The 12,290-nt window shown below is 72.4% G+C and carries 8 protein-coding genes; 5 read left to right on the forward strand and 3 right to left on the reverse strand.

The window, feature by feature from the left end; all coding sequences use genetic code 11:
* Positions 1-21 precede the first annotated feature (21 nt).
* The 3 genes from JJ691_RS14200 to JJ691_RS14210 form a co-directional block, all read right to left on the reverse strand.
* A complete protein-coding gene (locus JJ691_RS14200; protein WP_249227911.1) occupies positions 22-1,221 on the reverse strand; it encodes a cytochrome P450 in 1,200 nt (399 codons plus the stop codon).
* A 134-nt stretch (positions 1,222-1,355) separates the two neighbouring features.
* The gene (locus tag JJ691_RS14205; protein ID WP_211769244.1) at positions 1,356-1,721 is read right to left on the reverse strand and encodes a cold-shock protein; all 366 of its coding nucleotides are present in this window, start codon (positions 1,719-1,721) and stop codon (positions 1,356-1,358) included.
* A gap of 32 nt (positions 1,722-1,753) precedes the next feature.
* Positions 1,754-1,975 carry a hypothetical protein gene (locus JJ691_RS14210; RefSeq protein WP_211769245.1) on the reverse strand — a complete coding sequence of 74 codons (222 nt, stop codon included), beginning with the start codon at positions 1,973-1,975 and terminating at the stop codon, positions 1,754-1,756.
* 317 nt (positions 1,976-2,292) lie between these two features.
* On the opposite strand from JJ691_RS14210, the gene JJ691_RS14215 reads away from it, so the two are divergent.
* The 5 genes from JJ691_RS14215 (at position 2,293) to JJ691_RS14235 (ending at position 12,247) form a co-directional block, all read left to right on the forward strand.
* Positions 2,293-2,472, forward strand: coding sequence for a DUF6229 family protein (locus JJ691_RS14215; protein ID WP_211769246.1), 180 nt, complete (start codon positions 2,293-2,295; stop codon positions 2,470-2,472).
* Positions 2,473-2,596: 124 nt separating this feature from the next.
* Positions 2,597-5,137, forward strand: coding sequence for a type 2 lanthipeptide synthetase LanM family protein (locus tag JJ691_RS14220; RefSeq protein WP_211769247.1), 2,541 nt, complete (start codon positions 2,597-2,599; stop codon positions 5,135-5,137).
* Entirely contained in the window at positions 5,130-7,010 is a 1,881-nt protein-coding gene (locus tag JJ691_RS14225; RefSeq protein ID WP_211769248.1) for an ABC transporter ATP-binding protein, read from the forward strand. The genes JJ691_RS14220 and JJ691_RS14225 overlap by 8 nt, the downstream gene beginning before the upstream one ends.
* Positions 7,011-7,112: 102 nt before the next feature.
* Positions 7,113-10,940, forward strand: a complete 3,828-nt coding sequence (locus JJ691_RS14230) for a Pls/PosA family non-ribosomal peptide synthetase (RefSeq protein ID WP_211769249.1) — start codon at positions 7,113-7,115, stop codon at positions 10,938-10,940.
* Entirely contained in the window at positions 10,937-12,247 is a 1,311-nt protein-coding gene (locus JJ691_RS14235) for a M1 family metallopeptidase (protein WP_249227912.1), read from the forward strand. Before JJ691_RS14230 ends, JJ691_RS14235 begins: the two co-directional genes overlap by 4 nt.
* Positions 12,248-12,290: the final 43 nt, after the last annotated feature.

Below are 12,290 nucleotides of genomic sequence, written 5' to 3' on the forward strand. Positions count from 1 at the left end.
GGCGGCGCCGTTCCTGTCAGGTCACCAGGTGACGGGCAGCGACTCCGGCCCCCGCAGCAGGCCGCCCTGCTTGAACACGACCTCGTCGGCGGGCACCGCCAGCCGCAGCGTCGGAAGTTTGCGTACCAGCGCGGTCATCGCCGTCTTGAGCTCCAACCGGGCCAGCGGCGCGCCCAGGCAGTGGTGGGCGCCGTGGCCGAAGGCGATGTGCGGGTTGCTCTCCCGGTCGAAGTCGATCTTGTCCGCGTCGGCGAAGACCTCCTCGTCCAGGTTGGCCGCGGCGACCTGCATCACCACGCTCTCCCCCGCCCGGACCAGCGTGCCGCCGACCTCGATGTCCTCCTTCGCGATGCGCGCGAAGGTGACCACGCCGAGCGGTGTGAACCGGAGCAGCTCCTCCACCGCGTCCGACACGTCCTGCGGCCGGTCGACCAGCCGCTGCCACAGCTCTCGCTGGGCCATCAGCGTGAACACGTGCCCGGACAGCTGGTTGGCGGTGGTCTCATGGCCGGCGGACAGAATCGTCACGCCGAGCGAGACCATCTCCTCCTCGGTCAGGCGCCCCTCGGCGTCGTGCGCGGCGAGGATGGTGCTGATCAGGTCGTCACTCGGCCGCTGCGTGCGCTCGGCGACCAGCCGCCGGAAGAAGGCCCACAGCGACTCGTTGGCCGCGACGATCTCCTCGATGGACGGGCCCTTGATCGCGGCCGCCGTGGTGGACCAGTCGTGGAACTCGTCCCGCTCGTCCTCCGGCACTCCGAGCATCTCGCTGATCGCGGTGATGGCCATCGGCAGCGCCAGCTCGTCGACGAGATCGGCGGTGTTCTTGCCGTCGGTCATGCCCGCCACCAGACCGTCGACCAACGCCTCGACCCGCGGCCGCAGCAGTTCGATGTTGCGGGCGGTGAAGGCCTTCGCCACCACGCGCCGAACCCGGCTGTGGTTCGGCGGGTCCATGGCCAGGATGTTCGGCGTCGACTCGACCATCGGCATGGTCCGCGGAATGTCCTTGTTCAGCGCGGCGGCCCGGCTGAACCGCGGGTCGGCCAGCACGAACTTCACGTCGGCGTGGCGAGTCGCGAGCCACGCCTGGCCGCCGTAGGGCATTTCCAGCCGCGGCAGTCCGGGAGTGCGGCGGAACTCGCCGTATTCCGGAGCGAGCTCCAGGGCGGGAACCTCGGGAAACGGGTACGGGCACGCGGTCAGCTCACCGGTGGTCACTGAATTCCCCTCAGTAGATAAACGTCGTTTACCGATGTTCACTCTACCGGGTGGTCAGCGGCCGGGCCGATCGGTTTGTCCCCCAGGTGCGAGAAGGACGGGCGGCCGTGGCCGCCGCCCGTCACCCTGCACTGCTACAGCGACACGCCGCGGCCGCGCGCGACGTCCGCCACCGTCTGGCGGATGCGCAGGATCTGCGCGCCGGTCAGATCCGGCACCTCGACCAGCAGCGCCTCGGTCAACTCGGCGGCGAAGCCGGACACCGAGCCGGAGCCCGAGCCGCCGCGGCCGCCCGACCGGCCGGTCCGCCGCACGTCGACGGCCTTCAGGCCGCGATCGCCCTCCTCGATGTCGAACTCGACCGTGGTGCCCGGCTTGAACACCGACTTGTCCTCGCTGAGGTCGTTCGCGTGCACAAAAACATCCTCGCTACCGGAGTCCGGCGCGATGAACCCGAAGCCCCGCACGTCGTCGAACCGCAGCACCCGCCCTGTTGCCACACCTACCAACTCTCACCTCGAAGAACTCACTCTTAACCGGCTACTGTACCGTTTCGGAGGTCAACGGTGAGTCGCCGGTCGGCCACCGAGCGTCCGGCCTCCAGCACGTGCCGGCCGGGGGCGTCGCGCCAGCCGCCGTCCCGCCACAGCTGGGCCGATCGACGCGGCACGGTGATCATCGCGGTGGCCCGCTCGCCGGAATTGCGGACGACCACCGTCGCGATGCCGAGAATGCCCGTACCGTCGGATGCCACGAATTCGAGGGACTCGTACTCCCATTTTGTGTAGCCGTTTCCGTGGCCGAACCAGAACGCCGGTTCGACATCGCCCCGCTGCCAGGCCCGTTAGCCGATGAAAACGCCCTCGTCATCCGGGACTCCCCGAGCCCGGGTCGGCCCGAAAGGCGAGCCGGCCTACCTGGTCACTCCTTGCGGGCGGCGGGCGGCTACCTGCCGGCCACCGGCCCTTCACTCCGAAGGCAGCGTGCCCCTCCCTCTGTCGGCGCTGTCACCAGCGAAAACACCCGACCTAGCGTGGCTTTCCCCAAGTACCCGACCGAAAGGGGTAACCGATGTCGCCAACTGACCTCGTGACGCGGTGGCGGACGGAGCCGCAGACGCCGGACAACCCGGCGGGCCCGCTCTACGTGGGCGAGTACGCCGAGTCGGAGCTGACCAGCGTCATTCCGCCGGACACCCTGCACGGCTGCGGCACGGCGTGCACCGCGTCCCGCACGCGGTACTGCTGCTGAGCCCGCGACGACCGAGGCCGGCGATTTCGACGATTGTCTTGGCTGCCTGGTCGAGCCCGCGCTGGCCGACCTGGATACCGGGCTGCGCGGTATCGCCGGCCTCACCCCCGCCGAGGCGAAGGCGGTGCACGACGGGGCGGCTGCGGCGCTGGTGGAAACGGTGCGCCGCACGGTGACCCGCACGCTGGTGCTGGAGTTGAACGCGGCGCGCGTGACCGGCAGGCTGACCGGCGCGGACCCGGCGGCGCGCTGGGTGGAGTTCCTCGAGCTGGCGGCACGACGGGAGTTCTGGGATTCCCAGACCGAGCACTACCCGACGCTGCTGGCCCGCGTCGACGTGATCGTGGCGAATCGCTGCGACGCGGCGTTGGAGCTCGCGTCCCGCTTCGCCGCCGACCGCGACCCGGAACTCGGCGAGCTGCTGGAGGTGACGTTCGGGGCCTGCGACAGCCACCGTCACGGCCGGACAGTGGTGATCCTCCGCTGTGCCAACGGAAACGCCGTCTACAAGCCACGGTCGATGGTGATCGACCGCGCGCTGGCGACGTTCCTGTCCACCTTGGACGTCCAGATCCGGGTGCCGGCTGTCGTCGTCCGCGACGGCTACGGCTGGGCGGAGTTCGTGGCCCACCGGCACTGCGCCGACGACGGCGAGCTCAGCGAGTTCTATCGCGGCATCGGCCACTGGCTGGCGATCTCCCGTCTGGTCGGCGGCAGCGATCTGCACGCGGAGAACCTGATCGCCGATGGCCCGGTGCCGGTCGTCGTCGACTGCGAGACGCTTTTCACACCGCCGCAACCGATCGAGCCGTCACGGGGCGGCATCGCCGTGGACAAGGCCCGTGACATGGTCGGCAACTCCGTGCTGCGGACCGGCCTGCTGTCGGGGCGAGGTGTGGCGCTCGGCTGGCGTGGCATCGACATGTCGGCCATCGGATCGCTGCCGGACCAGCAGCCGACGACCGAGGTGCCGGTGGTCGTCGGCGTCGGCACGGACACCGCGCACGTGGGCAAGGAGCTGGCGGAGATCCCGTTGGCCGCCAACCATCCCAGCCCGGAACCGGTGCTGGCACGCTACTGGCCGCGGGTGCTGGCCGGGTTCGACGAGCTCACGGACCGGCTGGCGGCACTGGATCGCGAGGGCCGGCTGGAACCGTTGCTGGAGCCGTTCCACGCCTGCGAGATCCGGATCGTCAAGCGCGCCACCGAACAGTACGCGGAGATCGGCCGCATGCTGTGGCATCCGGTTTCTCTGCACGGCCAGGAGCAGGCCGTAGAACGTGCGGCGAAGATCCTGGCGCCGTCGGAGATCGACGACCTGCTGACTGGCGACATCCCCTTCTACACGGCCATTCCCGGTGCGGCGGGCGTGGGCGAAGCGCTCGACCGCTGGCGGCGGGGAGACGTCGAGGTGGAGCGACATGTGATCCGGGCCGCGCTGGTCAGCGCGTACCTCAACGACGGCTGGCTGCCGGACGAGAAGCCCATGCGCCCCACGGTCATCCGCACTGACGACCTGGACCGCCGTCGCCGACGGCTCGCGGCCGAACTGATGCAGCGGCTCGTACACGCGGCGATTCGGGGCGAGGACGGCACGGCGACGTGGATCGCGCCCGTGCTGAGCGACACGGGGTGGACGGTGCGACCGCTCAGCCAGGACGTGTACGGCGGCTCGGCCGGCGTCGCGATGGTGCTGGCCGGTTATCAGCACGAGGTGCGGGCGGATCGGGCCGACCCGGTGCCGGGGGTCGACTCCCTGCTGGCCGACACCATGCGGTCGTTCGACGGCGTCACTGCGGACATGACGCAGTGGCGCGGGGACAATCCCGACCATCGGCCGCCGCAGGTCGGCGCTTATCTGGGGCTCGGCGGGCTGATCTGGTTCCGTCGTTCGCCGGCCACCGAGGGTCTGGCGGCCGCGGTGGCGGCCGACCGGCAGTACGACGTGTTGATGGGCATGGCCGGGGCGATTGTGCCGCTGCTCGGCATCGGCCGGGTCGACCAGGCTCGGGACATCGGCGACCGGCTGATCGACGCGGCCCGGATCGTGGCCGGCAAGGCGCACTGGCCGTCGATCCGCTGGCCATCCGGGCTCGGCGGCTTCGCGCACGGCTCGACCGGCATCGGCTGGGCGCTGGACCGGCTGGCGCTGGCCACCGGCGACGACCGCTACGCGGCGGTCGCGGAGGCGGCCCAGCGGTACGAGGAGGCCCTCTACAAGATCGACCGGAACGGCTGGCTTGACAACCGCGAAGAAGACCGCATCGGCACCGCTTGGTGCCATGGAGCTGCGGGAATAGGGGTGGTGGCGGCCGACCTCTGGCACCGCACCGAGCGCCCCCAGCACCTCGACGTGCTGCGTCGGAGCGCGCGGTCGGTCTGGCCGGTTAGTTTCGGCTGGAACCACACGTTGTGCCATGGCGACCTGGGATGTTGGGAGGTGGTGCAGGAGGCGATTTCCGCCGGCGTCGGGCCGGCCGGGTTGTCGAGGCAGCAGTTGGACGCCCACGTGATCGGCGGGCTGGAGGAGTTCGGGGCGGTTTCCGGGCTAGCACGGGACGCCTTCTCCCCCGGCCTGCTCCCGGGCCTGGGCGGAGTGGCGTACCAGCTGCTGCGGATGCACCCCGCGTCGGACCTGCCGTCGGTGTTGCTGCCCCATGCTTGAGCAGGAACTGGAGTCCCCGTACTGGCGGTTGGACGACGCCCGGGACACCGAGCTGGGACTGTGGCGGCTGGTGCGGCGGCTGCCCGGGACCGTTCGGCCCGTGCTGGGCATCATCCTCGCCGCGGCGCCGGGGGCGGCGCTCACCGTGCTGTTGCTGCAACTGGCGTCCGGCGTGGCCGCGGCCACCGGGCTGCTGGAAACCGGCGACACGCTCCAGCAACTGCTCAGCGGCGGGGTGCTCGCCGCCGTCGGACCGGTGTTGCTGCTGGCGTCCGTGTACGCGGTCAAGGGCGTGCTGGACACCGGCGTGGCACTGGCCCACGCGCGGATCGGCCCGGCGGTGCACCGGGTGGCCGAGCAGCGGCTGCTCGCCGCCGCGCTGGACGTGGAGCTGGTCGCCTTCGACGACGACCGGTTCTACGACCGGATGCACCGCGCCCGGGACCAGGGGCTGGACCATCTCGATCGGGCCGGCGACAACCTGGTCGAGTTGGTGGGCGCCGGTGTCGGCGTGGTGGCGGCCGCGGTCAGCCTGGCCGTCATGCACCCGCTGCTGCTGCCGGTGTTGATGCTGGGACTGCTGCCGCAGGCTTGGGCCGTGCTGCGGTCGGCGCGGCTGGGCTATCTGGGCTCCGCACGGACGGTGAGCCTGCTGCGTCGGCTGTGGATGGTCAGCGGCCTCGCGACCGAGCGGGAGTCCGCCGCGGAGTTGCGAGCCTGCCAGGCCGCGCCGTTCGTGCTCGGCGAGTACCGCACACTCGCCGAGGCGTACCGCGATCAGCGAACGCGGGTCACCGTGGCACAAGCACGAGTCGGCGCGGTCGGGCGGGCCTTGGCCGCGGTCGGCACCGCCGCCACCTACGGGGCGCTGCTGCTGATGCTGCACGCGGGGTGGCTGCCGCTCGCCGTCGCCGGCGCGGCGGTGGTCGCCATCCGGTCGGCGACGGCCGCGCTGACCCGGCTGGTGCTGGCCGCCAACCTGGTGTTCGAGCAGTCCCTGTACATCGCGGACTACCTCGCGTTCGTCGCCGACGCGGACGGCAGGCGCCGGCCGGCCGGCGAGCTGACCGCGCCAGCCGCGCCGGCCGCGATCACGTTGCGCGGGGTGGGTTTCGCCTACCCCGGCGGCGAACCGTGTCTGCACGGGGTGGACATGGTGATCCGGCGTGGCCACACGGTCGCGCTGGTGGGCGAGAACGAGTCCGGCAAGACCACGCTGGCCAAGCTGATCGCCGGGCTGTACCGGCCGGCGACCGGCTCGATCGACTGGGACGGCGCGGATGTCGCCCAGTTTTCACCCGATTCGGTGATGGATCGGGTGGCGATGGTGCCGCAGGACGCGGTGCGGTGGCCGCACACCGCCCGCGCCAACGTGCGCATCGGCCGGCACGACCGGGACGATCCCGGCGACCGGGCGCTGGGCACGGCGGCCGCGCAGGCCCGCGCGGACGAGGTCGTCCAGGAACTGCCGCAGGGTTGGGAAACCGTGCTGTCCAAGCACTTCCGGGGCGGCCGGGAGCTGTCCGGCGGGCAGTGGCAGCGGCTGGCGGTGGCGCGCGGCCTGTTCCGCGACGCGCCGGTGCTGGTCTGCGACGAGCCGACCGCGCCGCTGGACGCGCGGGCGGAGTTCGCGGTGTACGAGTCGCTGCGCGAGCTGGCGGCCGGGCGGACGGTGGTGCTGATCACGCACCGGCTGGCCAGCGTCCGCCATGCGGACTGGATTTACGTGCTGCACAAGGGAAAGGTGGTGGAGGAGGGCACGCATGCGGTGTTGGTCAACGCAGGCGGTCGGTACGCGGAGCTGTATGCGTTGCAGGCACGGGCGTACGCATGTGACCGCCCCGACAGCGACATTCAGATGAACAACCGGTAAAGTATGTCGTCGGCCCGCGACGGTGAACAAGATCGCTGAGCGTCCACTGTGGACGAAGCTAACCGGTGCGCCGGGCTAACCGGCACCTCGGAGAGGCGAAACTTGACCGCAGTTCAGGATCCGCGCGTTCTGGTGCAGAGCGCGGTGTTCACGACTCGGGGCGCGGCCCCGACCCGCACGCTGCTCGACATCCTGGCCGAGACGGAGCTGAAGCACCCCGGCGCCGCGGCGGTGGATGACGGCGCGACGACGCTGAGCTACCGTGCGCTGGCGACGGAGGTGGACCGGCTCCGCGAGACGCTGGCCGGTCACGGCATCGGCGTGGGCGACCGGGTGGGCGTGCGTGCGCCCTCGGGCACGGTCGACCTGTACGTCAGCATCCTCGCGGTGCTGGCCGCCGGCGCGGCCTACGTGCCGGTGGACTTCGAGGACCCGCAGGAGCGGGCCGACCTCGTCTTCGGCGAGGCTGACGTGTGCGCGGTGATCGGCGCGGACCGGGAGATCACCCTCACCGGCACGCCGCTGGGCGTGCTGGGCACCCCCGGCCCGGACGACGACGCCTGGATCATCTTCACCTCCGGCTCCACCGGCAAGCCCAAGGGCGTGGCGGTGTCGCACCGTGCGGCGGCGGCGTTCGTGGACGCCGAGGCCGAGCTGTTCCTGATCGACGAGCCGATCGGCCCCGGCGACCGGGTGCTGGCCGGCCTGTCGGTGGCCTTCGACGCCTCCTGCGAGGAGATGTGGCTGGCCTGGCGGCACGGCGCGTGCCTGGTGCCGGCCCCACGGGCGCTCGTGCGCACCGGCATCGACCTGGGCCCCTGGCTGGTCGAGCGGGAGATCACCATCGTCTCCACGGTGCCGACGCTGGCCGCGCTGTGGCCGGCCGAGGCGCTGGACGAGGTGCGGCTGCTCATCTTCGGCGGCGAGGCCTGCCCGCCGGAGCTGGCCGAGCGGGTCGCGGTCGAGGGCCGCGAGGTGTGGAACACCTACGGCCCGACCGAGGCCACCGTGGTGGCCTGCGCCGCGCAGCTGACCGGCGAGGGCCCGGTGCGCATCGGCCTGCCGCTGGACGGCTGGGAGCTGGCCGTGGTGGACCAGCAGGGCGAGCTGGTGCCCATGGGTGAGCAGGGCGAGCTGGTCATCGGCGGCGTCGGCCTGGCCCGCTACCTGGACCGGGCCAAGGACGCGGAGAAGTACGCGCCGCTGCCGTCGATGGGCTGGGACCGCGCCTACCGCAGCGGCGACCTGGTCCGGGCCGAGCCGGAGGGCCTGCTGTTCGTCGGCCGGGCCGACGAGCAGGTCAAGCTGGGCGGCCGGCGAATCGAGCTGGGCGAGGTGGACGCGGCCCTGCAGGCGCTGCCGGGTGTCGCCGGCGCGGCGGCCGCGGTCCGCAACGGCACGCTGCTGGTCGGCTACGTGGTGCCGACGGCGGAGTTCGACCGCGAGACCGCCCTGGAGCGGCTGCGGTCCGCGCTGCCGGCGGCGCTGGTGCCACTGCTGGCCGAGGTGGAGACGCTGCCGACCCGCACGTCGGGCAAGGTGGACCGCAACGCCCTGCCGTGGCCGCTGCCGCAGAGCGCCGACACGTCCACGCTGGTGGGCACCGAGGCGTGGCTGGCCGAGCAGTGGGGCGCCGTGCTGGGCGTGGCCCCGGCCGAGGCCGACGCCGACTTCTTCGCCAGCGGCGGCAGCAGCCTGGCCGCGGCCCGGCTGGTCGGCCTGATCCGGGCCAAGCACCCGAGCGGCTCGGTCAGCGACATCTACCAGTTCCCGACGCTGCGGGCGATGGCCGCGCGTCTGGACGAGTTCGACGCGAAGGCCACCAAGGCCCGCACGGTGGCCCCCACGCCGCGCAAGGCCCAGGTCAAGCAGCTGCTGGCGATGATCCCGCTGGCCACGCTGGTCGGCCTGCGCTGGACGGTCGCGGCGGCCGCCGGCAGCACGCTGCTGAACCTGCTGGGCGCGGCCTGGGCGCCGACGGCCCCGTGGTGGGCCATCGCGGTGGCCTGGCTGGTCATGTTCCACCCGGCCGGCCGGGTGGCGGTCGCCGCCGGCGGGGCGCGGCTGCTGCTGCGCAAGGTGAAGCCGGGCCGCTACCCCCGTGGCGGCCGGACGCACCTGCGGCTGTGGGCGGCCGAGCAGCTGGCCCAGGCCACCGGCGCCACCAACCTGACCGGGGCCTGGCTGACCCGGTACGCCCGCGCGCTCGGCGTGAAGATCGCCGACGGCGTGGACCTGCACTCCCTGCCGCCGGTCACCGGCCTGCTCAAGCTGGGCAAGGGCAGCGCCGTGGAGCCGGAGGTGGACCTGTCCGGCCACTGGCTGGACGGCGACGTGTTGCACATCGGCAAGATCCGGATCGGCGCCGGCGCGACCGTCGGGGCCCGCAGCACCCTGTTCCCGGGGTCCCGGATCGGCAAGCGGGCCGAGGTCGCGCCGGGCTCCGGCGTCGTCGGCTCGGTGCCGGCCGGCCAGCGCTGGTCGGGTGTGCCGGCCGTGCGGGACGGCAAGGCCGCGCACCGCTGGCCGAACAGCCGCCCGCCGCGCCTGCGCCGCTGGGTGTTCGCCTACAACGCCGCGACCGTGGCGCTGGGCCTGCTGCCGGTGGCCGCGGCCCTGCCCGGCCTGGTGATCATCGCGCAGTTCCTGCGTCAGACGCCCACGCTCGGCTCGGCGCTGCTGGCCGTGCCGCTGGCCACCGTCGCCTCGCTGGTCGCGTACGCGCTGCTGGTGCTGATCGGCGTGCGGCTGTGCTCGATCGGCCTGTGCGCCGGCTACCACCCCGTGTTCAGCCGGGTCGCCTGGCAGGCGTGGACCACCGAGCGCCTGATGAACATGGCCCGCGCGACGCTGTTCCCGTTGTACGCCAGCCTGTTCACGCCGGTGTGGCTGCGGGCGCTGGGCATGAAGGTCGGTCGCCGGGTGGAGGCGTCGACGGTGCTGGCGCTGCCGTCCATGACCACGGTCGGCGACGGCGCGTTCCTCGCCGACGACACCATGGTCGGCACCTACGAGCTCGGCGGCGGCTGGCTGCACATCGCCAACGCCCGCATCGGCAAGAAGGCCTTCCTGGGCAACTCGGGCATGACCGCGCCGGGCCGGGCGGTGCCGAAGCGGGGCCTGGTCGGCGTGCTGTCGTCCACCCCGAAGGGCGCCAAGGCCGGCAGCTCCTACCTGGGCATGCCGCCGATCAAGCTGCCGCGTGCGGTCGAGGACGGTGACCAGAGCCGCACCTTCGAGCCGCCGACCAAGCTGGTGGTGGCCCGCGGCCTGGTGGAGATCTGCCGTGTGCTGCCGGTGATGGCCTCGGTGGCGCTGGCCGTGCTGGCCCTGTTCGCCATCGCCGGGATCGCGAGCGTCGCCGGGTTCGGGGTCGCCGCGCTGCTCAGCGGGCTGGTCCTGGCCGCGTGCGGCGTGGTCGCGGCGACCGTGGCCGTGGCGGCGAAGTGGCTGCTGGTGGGCCGGTTCAGGGCGGTGGAGCACCCGCTGTGGAGCTCCTTCGTCTGGCGCAACGAGCTCGCCGACACGTTCGTCGAGGTGCTGGCGGTGCCGTGGCTGGCCGGCTCGGTGGCCGGCACACCCGTGATGAACGTCTGGCTGCGCGGTCTCGGGGCCCGGATCGGCCGCGGCGCGTGGGTCGAGACATACTGGTTGCCGGAGGCCGACCTGGTCAGCGTCGGCGCGGGTGCGACCGTGAACCGGGGGTGCGTGGTGCAGACCCACCTGTTCCATGATCGAATCATGCGTATGGACGAGGTGACGTTGGCCGAGGGCGCCACGCTGGGCCCGCATGGCATCGTGCTGCCGGGGGCGACCATCGGCGCCGGCACCACCGTGGGACCGGCCTCCCTGGTGATGCGCGGCGAGAGCGTGCCGGCCAACAGCCGCTGGCTGGGCAACCCGATCGCCGCGTGGAGCAAGCGCGGGTGAGGGGCACGATCGGCGCGGACCGTTCCGCCGACTCGTATCTGCCCCAGCACGGCAATGGGGGGTACCGGGTCACGCACTACGACCTGGAGCTGGACTACAAGCCTGGGCCCGGCCGTCTCGGCGGCCGGGCCCGGCTCTCCGCGCAGGCGCGGGCCGACCTGGCCCAGTTCAGCCTCGACCTGCACGGCCTGCGGGTGGACCGGGTGCTGGTCAACGGCAAGGCCGCCCGCTACAGCCACCGCGGCGACAAGCTGCGGATCACGCCGATCCGGCCGGTCACGGTCGGGGCGGTGTTCACCGTCGAGGTGCGCTACACCGGCACGCCCCGGCCGGTGCGCAGCCCGCACTGGGGTGACATCGGCTGGGAGCAGCTGGAGGACGGCGCCCTGGTGGCCAGCCAGCCCATCGGCGCACCGTCCTGGTTCCCGTGCAACGACCAGCCGGGAGAGAAGGCCACCTACCGGATCGCCGTGACCGCGCCCTCGCCGTACACCGTGCTGGCCAACGGCTCGCTGGTGTCGCGGCGGGTCGGCGGCAGCAGCACCACGTGGGAGTTCGAGCAGCTCGCGCCGATGGCCACCTACCTGGCCACGATTCAGATCGGCCTGTACACCGAGGTCGAGGTGTCGGCCGGGCAGCGGGCCGCCGTGCCGGCGCGGCTGGTCGGCGTGTTCGGGCACGACTTCGGCCGGCAGCCCCAGATCATGGCGGCGTTCGTCGGCATGTTCGGCGGCTACCCGTTCAGCGAGTACCACGTGGTGGTCGTCGACGAGACCCTGGACGTGCCGGTGGAGGCGCAGGGCCTGTCCATCTTCGGCAGCAACCACGTCGACGGGCACCGGGGCAGCGAGCACCTGGTCGCCCACGAACTGGCCCACCAGTGGTTCGGCAACAGCCTCACCATCGCCGACTGGCGGCACATCTGGCTCAACGAGGGCTTCGCCACCTACTCCGAGTGGCTGTGGTCGGAGGCCTCCGGCGGCCTGTCCGCCGCCGTGCTGGCCGCCCGCTCGCACGCCGAGATCGCCCGCCAGCGCCAGGACATCCGCATCGGCGACCCCGGTGTCCGGCACATGTTCGACGACCGCGTCTACCAGCGCGGCGCCCTCACTCTGCACGCCCTGCGCGTCCGCCTCGGCGACGACGCCTTCTTCGCCGTGCTGCGGGAGTGGACCGAGAAGCACCGCCACTCCACCGTCACCACGGACAAGTTCATCGCCGTCGCGCAGGAGCACTCCCCCCGCCCGCTGGACCGGTTCTTCCGGTCGTGGCTACAAGACACCGCCCTCCCCCGCGGCTTCGACTGAATTCCGGTTGCCGGCCGGCCTGGTTCGCCGAGAACCTGGCCGG

Origin of the sequence: Kutzneria sp. CA-103260 (genome assembly GCF_018263855.1) — a bacterium.
Taxonomy (GTDB): Bacteria; Actinomycetota; Actinomycetes; order Mycobacteriales; family Pseudonocardiaceae; genus Kutzneria.